16 protein-coding genes and 2 pseudogenes are annotated in these 18005 nt (G+C 64.7%); 8 read left to right on the top strand and 10 right to left on the bottom strand.

Annotation, left to right across the window (positions count from 1 at the left end; all coding sequences use genetic code 11):
- Positions 1-13 precede the first annotated feature (13 nt).
- Both P6U27_RS04685 and P6U27_RS04680 read left to right on the top strand, forming a co-directional pair.
- Positions 14-1465, top strand: coding sequence for a glutamate synthase subunit beta (locus P6U27_RS04685; protein WP_122400863.1), 1452 nt, complete (start codon positions 14-16; stop codon positions 1463-1465).
- 346 nt (positions 1466-1811) lie between these two features.
- Positions 1812-2099: pseudogene (locus P6U27_RS04680) on the top strand (transposase); the annotation flags it as partial.
- 354 nt (positions 2100-2453) lie between these two features.
- On the opposite strand, the gene P6U27_RS04675 reads toward P6U27_RS04680, so the two are convergent.
- The gene (locus P6U27_RS04675; protein WP_407193637.1) at positions 2454-3647 is read right to left on the bottom strand and encodes an IS91 family transposase; all 1194 of its coding nucleotides are present in this window, start codon (positions 3645-3647) and stop codon (positions 2454-2456) included.
- A 9-nt stretch (positions 3648-3656) separates the two neighbouring features.
- Positions 3657-4517 carry a site-specific integrase gene (locus P6U27_RS04670; protein WP_162500198.1) on the bottom strand — a complete coding sequence of 287 codons (861 nt, stop codon included), beginning with the start codon at positions 4515-4517 and terminating at the stop codon, positions 3657-3659.
- Positions 4518-4623: 106 nt separating this feature from the next.
- On the opposite strand from P6U27_RS04670, the pseudogene P6U27_RS04665 reads away from it, so the two are divergent.
- A pseudogene (locus P6U27_RS04665) lies at positions 4624-5430 on the top strand (IS5 family transposase); the annotation flags it as partial.
- Positions 5430-5774, top strand: coding sequence for a hypothetical protein (locus P6U27_RS04660; RefSeq protein WP_122402509.1), 345 nt, complete (start codon positions 5430-5432; stop codon positions 5772-5774). The pseudogene P6U27_RS04665 and the gene P6U27_RS04660, both read left to right, overlap by 1 nt.
- Before the next feature lie 16 nt (positions 5775-5790).
- Here P6U27_RS04660 and P6U27_RS04655 read toward each other — a convergent pair whose 3' ends face one another.
- Entirely contained in the window at positions 5791-7533 is a 1743-nt protein-coding gene (locus P6U27_RS04655) for an outer membrane beta-barrel protein (protein ID WP_407193712.1), read from the bottom strand.
- A 190-nt stretch (positions 7534-7723) separates the two neighbouring features.
- Here P6U27_RS04655 and P6U27_RS04650 point away from each other — a divergent pair, with 190 nt between their 5' ends.
- Positions 7724-8731, top strand: coding sequence for an SIS domain-containing protein (locus tag P6U27_RS04650; protein ID WP_164936767.1), 1008 nt, complete (start codon positions 7724-7726; stop codon positions 8729-8731).
- Between the two features lie 115 nt (positions 8732-8846).
- On the opposite strand, the gene P6U27_RS04645 is transcribed toward P6U27_RS04650, so the two are convergent.
- Complete coding sequence (locus P6U27_RS04645; RefSeq protein ID WP_407193711.1) at positions 8847-9398, bottom strand: carboxymuconolactone decarboxylase family protein; 552 nt, start codon at positions 9396-9398, stop codon at positions 8847-8849.
- A gap of 71 nt (positions 9399-9469) precedes the next feature.
- Between P6U27_RS04645 and P6U27_RS04640 the strand changes: the two genes are divergently transcribed.
- Positions 9470-9796, top strand: a complete 327-nt coding sequence (locus P6U27_RS04640; protein WP_407193710.1) for a winged helix-turn-helix transcriptional regulator — start codon at positions 9470-9472, stop codon at positions 9794-9796.
- A 60-nt stretch (positions 9797-9856) separates the two neighbouring features.
- Here the strand turns inward: P6U27_RS04640 and P6U27_RS04635 are convergent, their stop codons facing one another.
- The 3 genes from P6U27_RS04635 to hemH form a co-directional block, all read right to left on the bottom strand.
- Positions 9857-10300, bottom strand: coding sequence for an NfeD family protein (locus tag P6U27_RS04635; protein WP_122400858.1), 444 nt, complete (start codon positions 10298-10300; stop codon positions 9857-9859).
- Positions 10301-10327: 27 nt separating this feature from the next.
- The gene (locus tag P6U27_RS04630) at positions 10328-11323 is read right to left on the bottom strand and encodes an SPFH domain-containing protein (protein ID WP_209294645.1); all 996 of its coding nucleotides are present in this window, start codon (positions 11321-11323) and stop codon (positions 10328-10330) included.
- Between the two features lie 210 nt (positions 11324-11533).
- Positions 11534-12571, bottom strand: coding sequence for a ferrochelatase (gene hemH / locus P6U27_RS04625; protein WP_122400856.1), 1038 nt, complete (start codon positions 12569-12571; stop codon positions 11534-11536).
- A gap of 82 nt (positions 12572-12653) precedes the next feature.
- Here hemH and P6U27_RS04620 point away from each other — a divergent pair, with 82 nt between their 5' ends.
- Entirely contained in the window at positions 12654-13052 is a 399-nt protein-coding gene (locus tag P6U27_RS04620; protein WP_122400855.1) for an MAPEG family protein, read from the top strand.
- Between the two features lie 151 nt (positions 13053-13203).
- On the opposite strand, the gene P6U27_RS04615 is transcribed toward P6U27_RS04620, so the two are convergent.
- Genes P6U27_RS04615 through P6U27_RS04605 form a run of 3 tightly spaced genes read right to left on the bottom strand, consistent with a single transcriptional unit; the run spans position 13204 to position 17035 of the window.
- Positions 13204-14319, bottom strand: coding sequence for a nickel/cobalt transporter (locus P6U27_RS04615; RefSeq protein WP_407193709.1), 1116 nt, complete (start codon positions 14317-14319; stop codon positions 13204-13206).
- On the bottom strand, positions 14316-14954 hold the full coding sequence (locus tag P6U27_RS04610) for a DUF1007 family protein (RefSeq protein ID WP_209294643.1): 639 nt from the start codon (positions 14952-14954) through the stop codon (positions 14316-14318). The genes P6U27_RS04615 and P6U27_RS04610 overlap by 4 nt, the downstream gene beginning before the upstream one ends.
- The gene (locus tag P6U27_RS04605) at positions 14954-17035 is read right to left on the bottom strand and encodes a M3 family metallopeptidase (protein WP_209294642.1); all 2082 of its coding nucleotides are present in this window, start codon (positions 17033-17035) and stop codon (positions 14954-14956) included. The genes P6U27_RS04610 and P6U27_RS04605 overlap by 1 nt, the downstream gene beginning before the upstream one ends.
- A gap of 135 nt (positions 17036-17170) precedes the next feature.
- On the opposite strand from P6U27_RS04605, the gene P6U27_RS04600 reads away from it, so the two are divergent.
- On the top strand, positions 17171-17425 hold the full coding sequence (locus P6U27_RS04600; RefSeq protein WP_122400851.1) for a hypothetical protein: 255 nt from the start codon (positions 17171-17173) through the stop codon (positions 17423-17425).
- Positions 17426-18005 lie beyond the last annotated feature (580 nt).

Below are 18005 nucleotides of genomic sequence, written 5' to 3'. Positions count from 1 at the left end.
GACTTCGGGTTTAATGGGCAAGATCACGGGTTTTCTGGAAATCGAACGGCACGATCGCAAGTACACCCCGGTCGCCGAGCGCTTGAAGCATTTCAAGGAATTCGTCGTTCCGCTCTCCGAGAAGGAGGTGCGCGAGCAGGCGGCGCGCTGCATGAACTGCGGCATTCCCTATTGCCACGGGACCGGCTCGGTTGCGCCCGGCACGCCCGGCTGCCCAGTCAACAACCAGATCCCCGACTGGAACGACCTCGTCTACCAGGGCAACTGGGAAGAGGCCTCGCGCAACCTGCATTCGACCAACAACTTTCCTGAGTTCACGGGCCGCATCTGTCCGGCGCCGTGCGAAGCGTCCTGCACGCTCAACATCGACGACAACCCCGTCACCATCAAGACCATCGAATGCGCGATCGTCGACCGCGCCTGGGACAATGGCTGGCTGAAGCCGGAAGTGGCAGCGGTCAAGACCGGCAAGAAGGTCGCGGTGATCGGCTCGGGTCCGGCGGGCATGGCCTGCGCGCAGCAGCTCGCGCGCGCCGGCCACGACGTGCATGTCTATGAGAAGTACGCCAAGGCCGGCGGCCTGCTGCGTTACGGCATCCCCGACTTCAAGATGGAGAAGCGCATCATCGACCGCCGTGTGGCGCAGATGGAAGCCGAAGGCGTCACCTTCCACTACAACAGCCATGTCGGCGCAGCCGGCAATGTCGATCCGCGCGAGCTGCTCAACCAGTACGACGCGGTCGCGCTGACCGGCGGCGCGGAAGCCCCGCGCGACCTGTCGATCCCCGGCCGCGATCTCGAAGGCATCCACTACGCCATGGACTTCCTGCCGCAGCAGAACCGCCGCGTCTCCGGGGAGCCGCTCGGCGGAGTCCAGGAGATCCTGGCCGGCGGCAAGCACGTCGTCGTCATCGGCGGCGGCGACACCGGCTCGGACTGCATAGGCACCTCGCTGCGTCAGGGCGCGCTGTCGGTGACCCAGCTCGAGATCATGCCCGCTCCCCCCGAGCGCGAGAACAAGGGCCTGACCTGGCCGAACTGGCCGCTGAAGATGCGCACCTCCTCCAGCCAGGCCGAAGGCGCGATCCGCGAATATGCCGTGCTGACCCAGAAGTTCTCGGGCGAGAACGGCAAGGTCAGGAAGCTGCACTGCGTGCGCGTCGACGACAAGTTCAAGCCGATTGCCGACACCGAGTTCGAGATCGACGCCGAGCTTGTCCTGCTCGCCATGGGCTTCGTCCATCCCGTGCACGAGGGCCTGCTCAAGCTGCTCGCGGTCGAGTTCGACCCGCGCGGCAACGTCAAGGCCAACACGCTGGACTACCAGACCTCGCGCCCCAACGTGTTCTCCGCCGGCGACATGCGCCGCGGGCAATCGCTGGTGGTGTGGGCGATCCGTGAAGGGCGGCTGTGCGCCCGGTCGATCGATACGTTCCTGATGGGGAAGACGGATCTGCCGCGCTGAGTGAGGCTCGCTCCGCTGCCAGTTCAACAAACGGTGTCATCGCCCGGCTTGACCGGGCGATTCAGTATTCCAGAGACAGTTGTAATTGAATCGATAAGCCGAGGCGTACTGGATGCCCCGGTCCCGGCTCCGCCAAGCTACGCCGGGCCTACACGCGCTCGGCCGGCGAAGCTTCAGCGAAGACGGCAAGCCGGGGCACGACAGCGGAGTGGGTGGCGGGCGCGGAGCCAACTATTCCGCATTCGCTCAAGCGCCTCGCCGCCCCTCTAGCAGGCTGTTGAAAAAGGCGCTCGCCGCCGACCGGCGACCGTGATTCATTGGCTCCGATGAGATTCGGAGATGGTGCGTGCGCGGCGGCGACAATCGAACGGGCGAACTGTTCAGCTACGTCGACCTGGAGGCGCGGGTGCGGCGTAATCATCCGCTGCGAGCGATCCGGACGATTGTGAACGAAGGGCTGTCGGCGCTGGAGCGAGAGTTTGCCGCGCTCTATTCGCCAATTGGGCGGCCGTCGATCCCGCCGGAGAAGCTGCTGCGGGCGATGCTGTTGCAGGCGTTTTATTCGATCCGCTCGGAGCGGCTTCTGATGGAGCGACTGGAATACGACCTGCTGTTCCGCTGGTTCGTCGGAATACTGGAGGGTTCAAATAGGTCCCGCGTCGCAGATCTCGCCGCAAGTCCAGCGCGGGACCTATTTGAAGCTGGATTGAACGAAGCCGCGTCTTGTGAGCGCGGACCTATGGGGGCTCGATCTAGGCGCCGGTAGGCGCGATTGACCCGATGTCGGGCCCGCGAGCGATTGTGGCCGCAGATTGTCGCTGATGTTGGCAGCAAAGGATGCCGCCGTCGATAGCGTGGAACGGCGCGTCAAGCCCAGGCGGCTGACTATCGCCCGTTCGCCGGGCGTTGTGAGCGTGCTTGATCGTTCCGACGGAGAACGTCGGCAGGGCAGCATGTGCAGTGGGAGCGAACAAATCGAGGTCGTCGGTCATGATGTGTCGCAGCGAGGTGCTGCGCGTCGCTGCGCTGGCGCACCCGGCACAGGCCCAATCTCGACCATGCGGCCTCCGCAGATGGGGCATAAGTCGAGGCGGTGACCAAGGAGGATGGCGCAGCGCTCACGATAGTTGACAGCTTCGGCAGGCGGAGGTGGCTGCGGCGCCTCAAGCGCCGCTCGGATGCGCGCGAGTTTGGCGGCGCGGCAGGCGTTCGCCAGGAAACCAAAATGACGGATGCGGCGAAACCCCTTCGGCAATATGTGGAGCAGAAAGCGACGAAGGAACTCCTCAGTGTCGAGCGTCATCACTTTGGATTTGTTGCCAGCGCGATAATCCTTCCACCGGAAGCGGACGTGGCCCTCGTCACAGGTAAGGAGCCGGCCGTTGGCGATCGCAACGCGATGGGTGTAGCGCCCGAGATAGGCCAGAACCTGTTCTGGTCCGCCGAAGGGACGCTTGGCGTAGACGACCCACTCGACTTTGCGGAGGGCGTTTAGATGGCGGGCGAATGCCGCTGGCTCGACGAGGTGCGCGAGATGGCCGAAGAACTGGAGCTTGGTGCCATTGAACGCCGCCTGCAGGCGCTCCAGGAACAGCCGACGATACAATCGTGACAGGACGCGAACGGGAAGGAAGAAGCCGGGGCGACAATGAACCCAGCTTCCATCAGGGGCGATCCCGCCGCCTGGCACGAGGCAATGGGCATGCGGATGATGCGTTAGGGTCTGGCCCCAGGTATGGAGAATGGCGATCATCCCGGTCTCGGCACCGAGATGCTTCGGGTCGGCGCTGATGAGACGGATCGTCTCGGCTGCTGCCTTGAGCAGGATGTCGTAGACCACCGTCTTGTTCTGCAGCGCGATGGCGGCCACCGGCGCCGGCACGGTGAAGACGACATGGAAATAGGGGACCGGCAGCAGGTCGGCCTGGCGCTCGGCGAGCCATTGGGCGCGCGCGAGCGCTTGGCACTTTGGACAGTGCCGATCGCGACAGCTGTTATAGGCGACGCGGACCAGGCCGCAGTCGTCGCACCGCTCGACGTGGCCGCCGAGCGTCGCTGTGCGACACGCCTCGATGGCCGCCATCACACGGCGCTGATCGGAGGACAGCCGAGGCCCCTGCGCGGCACGGAACGCGCCGCCGTGGCGGCGGAGGATGTCCGCCACCTCGAGCACGGGGCGCATATGCGCAGCTCAGTTGGGTGGGATCACCCTAACGGAGAGTCCATCGAATGGGCTGGTCGTGCGGGCGAGCAGATTGGTCGCAACCTGAGCGTAGCGCGCGGTCGATCCCAGGTCGGCATGTCCGAGCAGAACTTGAATGATGCGAATGTCGATCCCGCTTTCCAGGAGATGGGTCGCAAACGAGTGCCGGAGCGTATGGACAGTAATCGGCTTGGCAAGCCGAGCGCGGCGGCGGGCGGCGCGGCAGGCCGCCTGGACGCAGCGGACGCTGACATGTTCACTTGGGTCTTGGCCTGGAAATAGCCACAGTCCCGGCCGGGCTCGCATCCAGTACGTACGTAGAATCTCCAGCAGTCGCGGAGAAAGCATCGCGTAACGATCCCTGCCGCCCTTGCCGTTCTCGATGTGGATCAACATTCGCTTGCTGTCGATCGAGCTCACCTTCAGGCGGACGACTTCACTAACCCGTAAGCCAGCCGCATAAGCCGTCGCCAGCACGACGCGATTGCGCACCCCTGTAACCGCGTCCAGGAAGCGCTCGATCTCTTCGGCACTAAGCACGAGCGGGAGCTTGTCGGGCTTCTGGCCACCGATGATCCGCTCGAATGCCTCCGTCTGCCCGAGTGTGACGCCGTAGAAGAACCGCAGCGCGCAGGCCACCTGATTGATGTGGGACCACGAACGCTTTTGACCGATGAGATGCAGTTGGTAGGCGCGGACCTGCTCGAAACTCAACCGGTCCGGGGCGTAGCCAAAATGGCGGCTAAACTTTGCGATCGCATAGATATAGGATTGTTGAGTCGACGGCGACAGATTGCGGACCGTCATGTCCTCGATCATGCGCTGCCGAAGAGGGCTCATCGTAGCCATCTGGGTCTCCTGTCTTGAGAGGGGTGGTGCGAAGACCAACATCCTCTCAGACAGGACACCTCAGTTCAGCAGGCTTGCCCCCACTCCCGCGTAGCGGGTTCGTTCAATCGGCGTTGACGACGCAGCCTGGGACCATTCGGTGTTCTCGAAGAACCGCGACCGGCTGCTGGAAGGCGACATCGCGGCCAAGTTCCTGGCGGCGGTGCTGGCGCAGCCCAAGGTGAAGAGGCTTCTGTCGAGCGATCACTTCTCGGTCGACGGTACGCTGATCGAGGCCTGGGCCTCGATGAAGAGCGTCAAGCCGAAGGACGGCTCCGGCGAGCCGCCAGCGCCAGGCGGCGGGCGCAATGCCGAAGCGGACTTTCATGGCCAGAAACGCTCGAATGACACCCATGCTTCGACCACCGATCCGGACGCCAGGCTCTACCGCAAGGGCAAAGGCAAGGAGACGAAGCTGTGCTTCATCGGGCACGGGCTGATGGAGAACCGCCACGGCCTGCTGGTCGACGCCTGCCTGACGCAGGCCGGCGGGCATGCCGAACGGGTGGCCGCGCTGCACATGATCGAGCCTCGTGCCGACCGACCGACAGCGATCACGCTTGGCGCCGACAAAGCCTACGATGCAGAAGACTTCGTCAACGAACTGCGCTCGATGAACGTGACGCCGCATGTTGCACAGAACACCAGCGGCCGTAGTTCTGCGATTGACGGACGAACGACCCGGCACGGCGGCTATGCCATCAGTCAGCGCATCCGCAAGCGCATCGAGGAGGCATTCGGCTGGATCAAGACGGTTGCCGGGCAAGAGAAGACCAGCTTCCGTGGCCGTGATCGCGTCGCATGGGCCTTTACCTTCGCTGCCGCCGCCTACAATCTGGTGCGGCTGCCGAAGCTGATTGCGGAGACTGGCTGATGGCCAAGGTGCCCGGCTTCGCCAAGGCCTTTGTCGGCCGCTGGCGCATCGTCGAGATGGACGTCTGGGACAGCGAGTTCCTCGATCTTGCCGAAGAGGCGCATCTCACCTTCCAGGGCAAGTCCGATGGCGAAATCGCCTTTGGGGCTCTCAAGGGCTTCCTGGACGTGCGCTACGGCGCCCGCGACGGATCGGCCTGCGCCGAGTTCTCATGGGAAGGGCACGACGAGAATGATCCGTCCTGCGGTCGCGGATGGGCTATGATCGGCACTGCGGGCAGGCTCGTCGGCCACTTCTACATCCACAATGGCGACGATTCAGCCTTCGTTTGCGAACGCGGCTGAGTTCTTCAACAGCCTGCTAGTTCTGCAGTCTCACGCCCAACATCACCACCGTGCCCTGCGAGCTCGAGCCCGCCTGGTTCGAATCCAGGATGTCGTGCCGCAGCGTGCCCTTGATCCAGACGTTGCGGTTGAGCTTGTAGATCAGGTTGCCTTCGAGCGAGTACGTCTTGTCGTTGCGATTCTGGCCCTGGTAGTCGAGCGTGCCGTAGGTGAACTTGCCGACCGCGGTGAGCCAGCGGCGGAAGTCGTGGTCCACTTCGGCAGAGTAAGTGCGCACCAGCACGCCGGAGGAGCCGGCGACCGTGGTCTCCGCGATCTGCGTGTCGGTGAAGAATTTCACCGTGGTGAGGCCGCTGGCGTTCCAGATCAAGGAGCCCGTGGTGAGGAAGCCGGAGAGCTGGCTGAGGCGCGGATCGGTGTAGCTGCGCGCGGAATAGCCGACCGAGATCTCGCCGGTGAGGATGCGCGAGAACTCGAAGGACGAGCCGACCTTGGCATAGCCGCCGTTCGAATCGCGGAAGTAGCCGTTGCGGTCGGCGGCCTGATCGTGGACGCGGGTGTCGCCCTGGATCTCGACGAAGGGCTTCAAACCCGGCTTCAGATCGTAGGAGAAGCGTCCGACGCCGCCGTATTGGTTGAAGTCGCGATCACCGTTGCTGAACACAGAGCCATCGGTGAGTCTCGAATCCGTGTAGGCGGTGCGATCGACCGTGGCGCCCGCGGCGACCTGGAAGCGATTGAAGGTCTGGTCGAAGCCGACGGTCGTCCCATAGGCGGCGTAGACAGGATATTTCTGCAGGCCGGCCTGCACGTTCGGGCTGCCGGGATTGTCGGTGGCGAGCCGCAGGCGGAGCTGCGATGTCAGCTTGAGATCGCGGTCGACGTCGATGCGGCCGTCGATGTGGCCGGTGAAGTCGGGGCGGTCGATCTCGACCGGCGAGGGCGACGCGAAGCCGTTGATCGTCGCCGGCATGTTGTTGGTGTAGCCCGAGAACGAGCCGCGCAGATCGGCGACCAGCGCGTGGCGCTCCCAGTCGGACAGCACGAGAAGGTCGGGCGCGACGACATAGACGGGCGAGCCGACCGGCTTGTTCAGGCGCGCCGGGTTGGTGTCATAGCCGGTGGAGAGCTCGAGGCCGCCCTTGATCAGGAAGCTGCCGGCATAATCGCCGACCGCACCGAACGGATCCTCATCGAGCTTGAGGCGGCGGCGCAGCGGCTGGCCGGGCACGCTGCCCGCCATCGCCGGGGCTACCGGCGTCTTGTGCGCGGTCTCGGACGGCGGCGGCGCGATGCGCGGCGGACCCAGCGTCGTGACTGGCGTTGTGGGCGACGGCGGTGAACCGGGGCCGGCGGGACGCTTCGGCTTCGGCTGGCCCGGATAGAGCTTTGGCTGCTGCCGTTTGCGGTTAAGCGAGTCGTAGCCCGAGCTGCTCGCCCCGTTGGCGGCAGGCAGGCCGTAGGTCGGGACCTGACCGACGCGCGAGGTCGCCGGCGTCTGCTGACGCTTGCGCAGATCTGCGTTGGGATCGGGCAGCGCCGGCAATGCATCCGACGGCGCCTGCGGCACGCCCGCCGTGCGGCGGGTCGGCAGCGTGTCGGTCGAGACAAAGCCGCCGCGGTTGGGATTGAACAGGTCGGGCGTGAGACCCTGGGCGGCCGCGGGGCCGCTTCCGAGGGCCGTCAGCGCCAGACATGGCAAAGCCGCGCGCAGGAAATGCGCGCGTTTGCTCCGGCCCCTGCCTGGAGACGACCCCACGATGGAATAACCTCAACGAAATCAAATACTTTCACGATCGCCCTGCCGGCTGGCGGGAACCATCGTTAATGGAGTTAAAACAATTATGGTTAATGACCCGTTGAGGGTGTCCGGGCGCTCGTCGCCTCGCTGGCCGGGGCGTGCTAAGCAGGCGCCAACGGGCGAACGCCCCTCCTCCCTGGACCAGACCATGCCGAGCTCGAAACCGCTGATGACCGCATCATCCGGCCCCATTCCGACAAGCGTCGAATCCGCGCTCCGCACCCTGGAGACGGAGAGCGGCGGCATCAACGCGCTCGCCGCTGCCCTACGCGGCCCGCTGGGTGCGACCTTCGCCAAGGCCGTCGAGCTGATCCGGCAGGCCAAGGGCCGCGTCATCGTCACCGGGCTCGGCAAATCCGGCCATATGGGGCGCAAGATCGCGGCGACGCTGGCCTCGACCGGCACGCCCGCCTTCTTCGTGCACGCCGCCGAAGCCGGCCATGGCGACCTCGGCATGATCACCACCGACGACGTCATCATGGCGCTGTCCTGGTCCGGCGAGCAGCCGGAGATGAAGAACCTCGTGAACTATTCGGCGCGCTTTGCGATCCCCATGATCGCGGTGACGTCGAACGCTTCGTCCTCGCTGGGACAGGCCGCCGACCTCGTGATCGAGCTGCCGAAGGCGCGCGAGGCCTGCCCGCACAATCTGGCACCGACCACCTCGACCCTGATGCAGGCCGCGATCGGCGACGCGCTCGCGATCGCGCTGCTGGAAGGGCGCGGGTTCACTGCGCTGGAGTTCGCGCATTTCCATCCCGGCGGCAAGCTGGGCGCAATGCTGAAATTCGTCCGCGACTACATGCGCACCGGCGCGGAGATTCCGGTCAAGCCCGAAGGCACAAAGATGTCGGAGGCCGTGGTCGAGATGTCGGCCAAAGGGCTTGGCTGCGTCTGCATCGTCAACGATGCAGGCGAGGCCGTCGGCATCATCACCGACGGCGACCTGCGCCGTCACATGCGGCCCGACCTTTTGACGGTGACCGTCGATGAGATCATGACGAAGCAGCCCAAGACCGTACCGCCCTCGATGCTCGCGAGCGAGATGATCGAGGTGCTGAACACCCGCAAGATCACGACACTGCTGGTGACCGATGCGGGCAAGGTGGTCGGGATCGTGCACCTGCACGATCTGCTGCGCGCGGGCGTGGCGTAAGGCACGCTCTCTCCACTCGTCATTGCGAGCGCAGCGAACCAATCCAGGCTGCCTCTGCGGAGACAGCCTGGATTGGTTCGTCGCAAGGGCTCCTCGCAAATGACGGTGGAGAGACCTACGCCGGAAACCGCTCCGCGTTCTCCTCCAGCGGCAGCCGCAGCCCGTTCGCCAGGTAGGACACCGTGCGGTAGTAGCCGCACAGCAGCATGATCTCCAGGATTTGCGCCTCGTCGTAATGCGCCGACAGCGCTGCGAACTCCTCGTCCGTGAATGTCGCGCGATGATGCAACGCGTCGACGGCTGCGATCAGCGCCTGCTCGGCCGGCGACCAGCATGTTGATGCTGCATCGCCCTGCACCGTCGCCCGCACTTCGTCCTGGGTGAGCTTTGCCGGCCCGGCAAAGATCGCGACGTGCACGCCCCATTCATATTCGCATCTGTTCAGCGCGCAGGTGCGGTCGATGACGATCTCGCGGTCGCGGAGCGACAGCGGCCCGGCGTCGAGCAGGCCGCCGGCGCGGAACTTGTCCCAGGCGCGGCCGTGCCCCGCCATCACCCGGAACAGCACCAGCGGCGGCGCGCCGCGCATGATGCGGTCGAACTGCGCCTGGATCTCCGGGGGATAAGGCGGAGTGAGCGGTGCGATGCGCGGCGAGGCCCCGGACATGGGCGGTCTCCGTTGCTACAATTATCGTAGCGATACGCTACATTATCTGTAGCACAACGCAAGAGGTGACGATGGCTAAACAGGCTGGCACGACGACACGCAGCGTCCGCGGCTCGCGCACGGGCCGGCCGATCATGGTGCTGCTCGACCTGCTCGGCCGACGCTGGAGCCTGCGGATTCTCTGGGAGCTGCGCGGAGAGCCCCTCACCTCGCGCGCCCTGCGCACCGCCTGTGATCAAGCCTCGCCCACGGTGCTGCAAGCGAGGCTGACCGAACTGCGCGAGGCAGGATTCGTGGAGTTGGGCGACGGCGGAGGTTACGGACTGACGACGCTGGGGCGCGAGCTGTGCGAGACGTTCATGCCGCTGCATAGGTTTGCGGAGAGGTGGAAGAGGTAGAATCTGAAAGCGTGCCGCATGCTCCTTTCTTCCTTCTCCCGTTGTGGGAGAGGGAAAGAATCACGCCGCGGCGACCGTGAGGTTCGCACCGTCCACCTGCACCACCTTCACCCGCGTCCCCGCCGGCGTATCCGGGCCCGCAACACGCCATACCGTGTCGCCGATGCGCATTGTGCCTGAACCGTCGATGATCGGCTTCTCCAGCGTGAACTCACGGCCGAGCAAGGCCTCGGCGCGCTTGTTGAGAAATGAGCTCGTGCTCGCGTCCGGCTTCGGCTTGGCGAGGCGGCGCCACACCGGCACAGCTGCGGCGGCGAAGATCGCGAACATGACGAGCTGGATCTGCCAGGACATGGCAACAGCGAACGAGATCAGGCCCACCAGCAATGCCGCAAGTCCGAGCCAGAACAGGAAGATGCCGGGCGCCAGCACCTCCAGCGCCATCAGGATGAAGCCGAAGATCAGCCAGTTCCAGTTGCCCAGCGATGCGAATATGTCGGTCATGACACGACCTCTGTAAAATAGCCCCGTTTACTGCGGCGGCACCGCGGGCGTCGGGCCCGACGACGGGACCGATCCGCTTCGGCGCGCGGCAGCGGCTGCGGATGCGGCACTTTCGCCGAACGTTGCCTTGGCGATCTCGCCGATGCCGGCGAGCGAGCCAAGCATGCTCACGGCTTCCACCGGCAACATGATGATCTTCTGGTTCGGCGCATCCGCGAACTGGCCGAACGCCTTGATATATTTATCGGCGATGAAATAGTTCAACGCGGCGACGTCGCCCTTGGAAATGGCCTCCGATACGGCCTGGGTCGCTTTCGCCTCGGCCTCGGCCAGACGCTCGCGCGCCTCGGCGTCGCGGAAGGCGGCTTCGCGCCGGCCCTCCGCCTGGAGGATCTGACCCTGCTTGGCGCCCTCGGCGCGCAGGATCTCGGACTGGCGCTGGCCTTCGGCGGCGAGGATGTCGGCGCGCTTGACGCGCTCGGCCTTCATCTGCCGGCCCATGGCTTCGACGAGGTCGGCGGGCGGAACGATGTCCTTGATCTCGATGCGATTGACCTTGACGCCCCAGGGCGAGACCGCAGCGTCGACCACGCGCAAGAGGCGCTCATTGATCTCGTCGCGGTGCGACAGCACCTGGTCGAGATCCATGGAGCCCATCACCGAGCGGATGTTGGTCATGGTGAGAACCGTGATGGCCTGGTTCAGGTTGGCGACCTCGTAGCTCGCCTTCGCCGCATCGAACACCTGATAAAAGGCGACGCCGTCCACCGTGACGGTCGCGTTGTCCTTGGTGATCACCTCCTGCTCGGGGATGTCGATCACCTGCTCCATCATGTTGATCTTGCGTCCGACGCGATCGAAATAGGGCACGATCAGATTGAGCCCGGGGCTGAGCGTCTGGGTGTATTTGCCGAACCGCTCGATGGTCCAGTCATAGCCCTGCGGGACCGTCTTCACGCCGGCCACCAGCGTGACGATGACGAGCAACACCAGAACAATCGCGAAAATGTCGAAGCCGCTCATATCTCCTCCAAGCCGGGAAAAATCGGGAAAAAGCCCTTTCCGGCGCTGTCATTGGTCGGGATCGATACCCTACCGGTTCAGCGGTCGCGAGTAACGTCGGCATGGGCGCAATTCCGCACAAGGCGTACCGAGAGGGAATGGCAACGATTATGTATTTGGGAGGAAGCTCTTGAAAGGATGCCGGAGCAGACCTAGCGCCAAAGGTTAACGTCAGATCCAGCCCTGAAGCTCGCGCAGCACCAGGGTGCGGATCACGTCCATGCCTGGTTCGCTGTCGTTGAGGCACGGGATCGCGGAAAACTGCTCGCCGCCATTGTGCTTGAAGATCTCGGCATTCTCCTGCGCGATCTCCTCCAGCGTCTCCAGGCAGTCGGCGGAGAAGCCCGGCGTCACCACCGCGATGCGGCGCACGCCTTCGCTGGCGAGCCGCTCCATGGTCTTGTCGGTATAGGGCTGGAGCCATTCGTCATTGCCGAAGCGCGACTGGAAGGTCAGCAGCAGCTTCGTCTCGTCCATGCCGAGCCGGCGGCGCAGTGCCTCGGTCGTGGCGATGCAATGGGTCTGATAGGGATCGCCCTTGTCGACATAGGATTTCGGCATGCCGTGGAAGGACGCCACGATCAGCTCCGGCGCGAACGGCAGGCTCGCCAGATGCGTCTCGATCGAGGTCGCGAGCGCCTCGATATAGGCCGCATCCTCATAATAGGGCGGCGTCACCCGCAGCGTCGGCTGGTTGCGCAGACGGGCGAGCACGCGGAACACTTCGTCGCAGACGGTTGCCGAGGTCGAGGCGGAGTATTGCGGATAGAGCGGGACGGCGAGAATGCGCTCGCAGCCTTTCGCGATCAGCGTATCGATGCCCGACTTGATCGAGGGATTGCCGTAGCGCATCGCCCAGTCCACCACGACATGGGCGTAGTCCGACAGTCCGGCGGCGAGCTTGCCGGCTTGCGACCGCGTGATGGTCTTCAGCGGCGACTCGTTCTGCTCATTGTTCCAGATCTTGCCGTAGTCGAGCGCCTTGGTGCGGGGACGGCTGCGCAGAATGATGCCGTTCAGCACCAGCTTCCAGATCAGGCCCTGGTTCTCGATGACGCGGACGTCACTGAGGAACTCCTTGAGATAGACCCGCACGCCCGGCGCATCGGCGGTGTCAGGCGTTCCGAGATTGATCAGGAGCACGCCGACGCGCGGCAGGACGGATCGGCCGGCCGGTTTCACAGTCTCGAGGGGGACGACGCTGTTCATGGCTGGTTGGGTCGCGCGTTGGTCCGAACTTGTCAAGACGAGGGCGGTTTCGCTAGGGTCGCACCCAAGCGGGGAAGGGAAGATGACGCTCGCGGAATGGTGCGTATTGGGAGCGCTGTTGCTGTATCTGTCCACGATCGGCTCGATCAAATGGATCAGGTTTCGCAGCTTCGACAATTCCCGGCCGCGCGATCCTGCCTTCTATGAGGACCCCATCGCGCAGCGCGCGCTGGGCGCTCACCAGAACGGCATCGAAACCTTCCCATTCTTCGCCTTCGCGGTGCTGCTCGCCGAATACAGGGACTCGCCGCAGCGGCTGATCGACGAGCTCGCCGCGCTGTTCCTGATCGTGCGGATCGCCTATGTGCTGACCTATCTCGGCAACCGCCCGACGCTGCGCTCGATCCTCTGGAGCATCGGCTTTGCGATCAATCTCGGGATCTTCTTCATGCCGGCCTTGAAGCGGTTTCTGCCGGTGTGAGTTTCTCGCTGCCGTGTCCCGGACGCGGTGCAGCGCTCTTGCGCTGCTCCGCAGATCCGGGCCCCAGAACGCCAGACACTACCACACGGAGAGATGGGCCCCGGCTCGTCGAAGGGACGCTGCGCTGCGTCCGGGACACGAGGGCTTGGGCTCAGAAACACGTCGTCCGTTCGGCCGCGATATAGCCGAACAAGAGGCCGACGCCGAACAGCAGCACCACGCCCGCGGCACCGAATTCGATGCCGCGCATGAACAGCGCGCCGCCGCCGTCGCGGCCTGCGCTGAAGCGGGCGGCGACGTCCTTGGCGGAGACGGCGACGACCGCGATGGCCGCAACGGTGATCGCGGTGCCCAATCCCATCAGGAAGGTCGCGGCGATGCCGGCCCAGAACAGGCCCTGGGCCAGCGCGAACACCAGTACCAGGATCGCGCCCGAGCAGGGGCGGATGCCGACGGTCAGAATCGCTGCAAAGCCGCGCCGCCAGCCGCCCGGCCCCGCGAGCTCGCTCGGTGTGGGGCCGTGGGAATGGCCGCAATGCTCATCAAGGACGTGGTCGTGCCCGTGGTGGTGATGGGCGTGCGCATGGTCGTGACCGTGATGATCGTGGTGATGATGATCATGGTCGTGATGATCATGAATTTCATGATGATGATGAACGTGCGGCACGCCCGCAATCGCCGGCACCGGCTGGGTCGTCTGGAGTGCGCGGATGAAGGCGCCGCCCTTGACCCAGACCAGGCGCAGGCCGAACGCTGCAATCAGGGCGTAGCTCGCGATCTCGACCGCGCCCTCCGCCCTGCACATGGTTTTCGCCGTCGCATTCAGCACCCAGGCCGAGATGCCGACGATGAGGATCGCGACCAGCGACTGCATTAGCGCCGAGGCAAACGACAGCGCGATGCCGCGCCGGGCGGTCTCGCGGTTGGCGACGAGATAGGAGGCGATCACCGCCTTGCCATGGCCGGGGCCGGCGGCGTGGAAGATGCCGTAGGCGAACGAGATGAACAGCAGCGTCCACACCGCCGAGCCGTCGGACTTCGCGGCGCGGATGGTCGACGACATTTGCCGATAGAATTCCGACTGCTTTGCCAGCAGCCAGCCGACGATGCCACTGGCCTCGGGTTCGGCCGCCTGGGTCGGCCGCGGCGCGCCGAACGGATTTTGTGCGAGCAGATCATGAAGCGCGGCATCGGCCACGATCGCGACCAGCACAACTGTGGCGCAGGCGATCAGCCCGCGCGCCGGCGGGGAGAGGTGCTGCTTCAAGGGCAATCCACCGTGATCTTGTTGGCGAACATCATGCCGAAATTGCTGTTCTCGCCATTCAGGAAAGTCTGTTCGTTGAGCTTCTGGGCGGTGGCCGAGCCGTCGCTCGGACGGTCGAGCTTCATCTGGCAGCCCCCGGGCGCGCCGACCAGCTTGACTGGGTTGTCCTTGGCCATCTGGAAGTCGATGAAGAAGGAGCGGTCGAACACTTCGAGCACGAGCTGCCTCGGCTTGACCGGATTCTTCAGCGGCAGCGTGAAGTGCAGGGTCAGCACCGTATCCTTGTAGTCGAGGAAATAGTCGATCGGCTCCTGGAACCGCTCCTTCTTGCCGTCGGCCTTAGCGAAGGTGAAATAGGCATATTCCTTCAGCGACTCGACATTGGTCTGCGCCAGCGGCCCGAGCTCCTCGCGCGTATAGGCGCCCTTGGTCTTGCTCTCGAGCCCCTGCACCGCATAGGCCGAGAACATGTCGTCGAATGTCCAGGCGTGGCGCACACCGGTGACCGAGCCGTCCGCCGCGTAGAGCAGCTCGCTGGTCGCGGTGATCCAGACATGCGGATGCGCCTGCGCCGCGCCCGAGGCGAGCGTGAGGCCAACGGCGAGCAGCCATCCGAACAGAGCGCGCATGCCCATCAGGCGGCCTTTGCCGTTTCGAGCAGGCCGCGGCGGCGCAGCAGCGCGTCGGGCTCCGGCTGCCGGCCGCGGAAGGCCTCATAGGCAGCTTCCGGATCGACTGAGCCGCCCGAGGAATAGATGTCGTCGTGCAGGCGCTTGGCCACGGCCGGATCGAAAATGTCGCCGGCCTCCTCGAACGCGCCGAAGGCATCGGCGTCCATCACCTCCGACCACATGTAGCTGTAATAACCGGCAGCATAGTGGTCGCCGGTGAAGATGTGACCGAACTGCGTGGGCCGGTGACGCAGCGCGATCTCCTCGGGCATGCCGATCTTCTCCAGCTCGCGCCTCTCGAAGGCACGGACATCCTGCGCGGCGGCAGCCGGCTGGGTGTGGAATTCGAGATCGATCAGCGCGGAGGAGACGAACTCCACCGTGGCAAAGCCCTGGTTGAACTTTCGGGCGGCGAGGAAGCGTTGGAGCAGCTCGTCCGGCAGTGGTTCGCCGGTCTGGTAGTGGCGAGCGAACTTCTGCAGCACCTCGGGCCGCTCCTGCCAGTGCTCGTAGAGCTGCGACGGCAGCTCGACGAAGTCGGTGAACACTGACGTGCCCGACAGCGACGGATAGGTCACGTTGGAGAGCATGCCGTGCAGCCCGTGGCCGAACTCGTGGAACAGGGTGCGGGCATCGTCGGGGGACAGCAGCGAAGGCTCGCCGCCGGCACCTTTGGCGAAATTGCAGATGTTGAGAACGAGCGGTGCGACGTCGCCGTCGAGCTTCTGCTGGTCGCGCAGCGAGGTCATCCAGGCGCCGGAGCGCTTCGACGGCCGGGCGAAGTAGTCGCCATAGAACAGCGCCTTGTGCTTGCCGTCCGGCCCCTTCACCTCCCAGACCCGGACGTCGGGGTGCCAGACCGGAACGTCGTTGCGCTCCTCGAAGGTGATCCCGAACAGGCGCGTGGCGCAGTCGAACGCGGCGGCGATCATATTGTCGAGCGAAAGATAGGGCTTGATCGCGGCGTCGTCGAAATTGGCGCGCTGAAGGCGCAGCTTCTCGGCGTAGAAGCGCCAGTCCCAGGGTGCGAGCTTGAAATTGCCGCCCTCGGCCGTGATCAGCGCCTGCATCTCGTCGCGGTCGGCGAGCGCGCGCGCCCTCGCCGGCTTCCAGACCCGCTCCAAGAGGCCCCGCACCGCCTCCGGCGTCTTGGCCATGGAGTCTTCGAGCCGGTAGGCGGCGAACGTCGGGTAGCCCAGGAGCTTGGCGCTCTCTTCGCGCAGCTTCAGGATCTCGACAATGGTTCCATTGTTGTCGTTGGCATTGCCGTTGTCGCCGCGGGCGACGAAGGCTTTATAGACCTTCTCGCGGAGGTCACGCCGGGCAGAGCTCTTCAGGAATTGTTCGACCGAGGAGCGCGACAACGTGACGATGGCCTTGCCTTCCATGCCGCGCTCTTCTGCCGCAGCCTTGGCGCCGGCGACAAAGCTCTCCGGCAGGCCCTGGCGGTCGGCCTCCCCGAGCTCCATGATCCAGTCCTGCTCGTCGCCGAGCAGATGGTGGCTGAAGCCGGTGCCGAGCTGGGCGAGCCGCTCGTTGATCTCGGCCATCCGTGCCTTGGCCTCCTCGGAGAGACCAGCGCCGGAGCGGTGGAAGCGGGTATAGGTGCGCTCCAGCAGGCGGAGCTGCTCGGGCGTGAGCCCAAGATTGGCGCGCTTCTCGTGCAGCTGGGCGATGCGGCCGAACAGCACCGCGTTCATCATGATGGGATTCCAGTGCCGCGCCATCCGCAACGAGACCTCCTTGTCGATCTCCAGGATGGCCGGGTTCGAATGCGCCGAGACGAGGTCATAGAAGACCGCCGCAACCTTGTTCAACAGCTTGCCCGAGCGCTCCAGCGCCGTGATGGTGTTGGCGAAGTCGGGCGCGGCCGGATCATTGGTGATCGCCGCGATCTCGGCGGCATGGTCCGCAAAGGCCTGCTCGAACGCCGGCAGGAAGTGCTCCGGCTTGATCTCGTCGAAGGGCGGGGTCGCAAACGGCGTCACCCAGGCCTTCAGCAGCGGGTTGGTCTCGGCTTCCGTAATTTGGCGAGATTCTGACATCACAAGTCCGGTTTCGTGGCTCGATTGTTGCAGCCAGCTATAGCACGCGATGGGGCTTTTTTGGGCCATTTGCCCTTGCTCCCGGCCGCCTTTTCGGGGAGATTGCGGCCCTCGAAGTCAGGACCCCTGAGCCCCATGAACGCGCCTTCTTCCTCTTCCCGCCAGATCGTCTGGCCCAGCGTCATCACCGTCATCAGCGCCGCCATCCTGATCGGCGCTGAGGTGTTCGGCGCAGCCTTCGCCGGCGGCTGGGCGCTCGCGATCCTGCTCGGGCTCGGCGACCAAGGCGCGCACATCCTCCAGGCCGTGCTGTTCACACTCGGCGTGCTCGTGATGACCGCGTTCATCCGCGGCGCTCAACGCGTCGAGCCCTTCACGAAGCGCGGCTGACGCTTCTCGCGCGTGAGCAACACACGCGCGCCGCAAAAAACTTAACGCCTGTTCATCTTCCGCGTCGCTCGCGCAACACTGCGCAAGCAGATGTTAGGCAATTCTGTTCTCAGCCTAAAAAAATTCTTGCGAAGCAGAGTCAAAACGCTTATGTGCGCTCTTGCCCAATTTCGCACGTGCCTGTGGTCGTGTGTCAGTCGGTAGGTATCCGGACAAGAGGCCGGACAGCCGCCAAGGGGTGAAGGGGCTCTTCGGAAGTGCAGAAGTCGAAGACCTGATGTCGCAAGACCGACGGTCATAGGACGAAGCAAACCCGGAGCGCCCAGCATCTCTCTCAAAGAGATGCCATGTCGAAGGTGACTTCGCTCTTTGCAACCGTGACTGGCAGCCGGAGGCGAACCGGCGCACCCCGCTCTCAACGGGGGACGCGACTTAAAGCAACGACGGATCGGGCTTTTTTGGTCTCTACCGGCAGTCCAACGCCGGCGCGGGCTACTGAAAAGGCTTGTCCTTCATTGCCAGGTGAGCGGGCGGGAATCTCTCCCAACCAATCCACGGCAGCACAGTCTGGTTTGAGTTT

This window comes from Bradyrhizobium sp. STM 3566, from assembly GCF_045571445.1.
Lineage (GTDB): Bacteria > Pseudomonadota > Alphaproteobacteria > Rhizobiales > Xanthobacteraceae > Bradyrhizobium > Bradyrhizobium vignae.
Note: the sequence above shows the minus strand (reverse complement) of the source record. Positions and strands in the feature narration are given on the sequence as shown.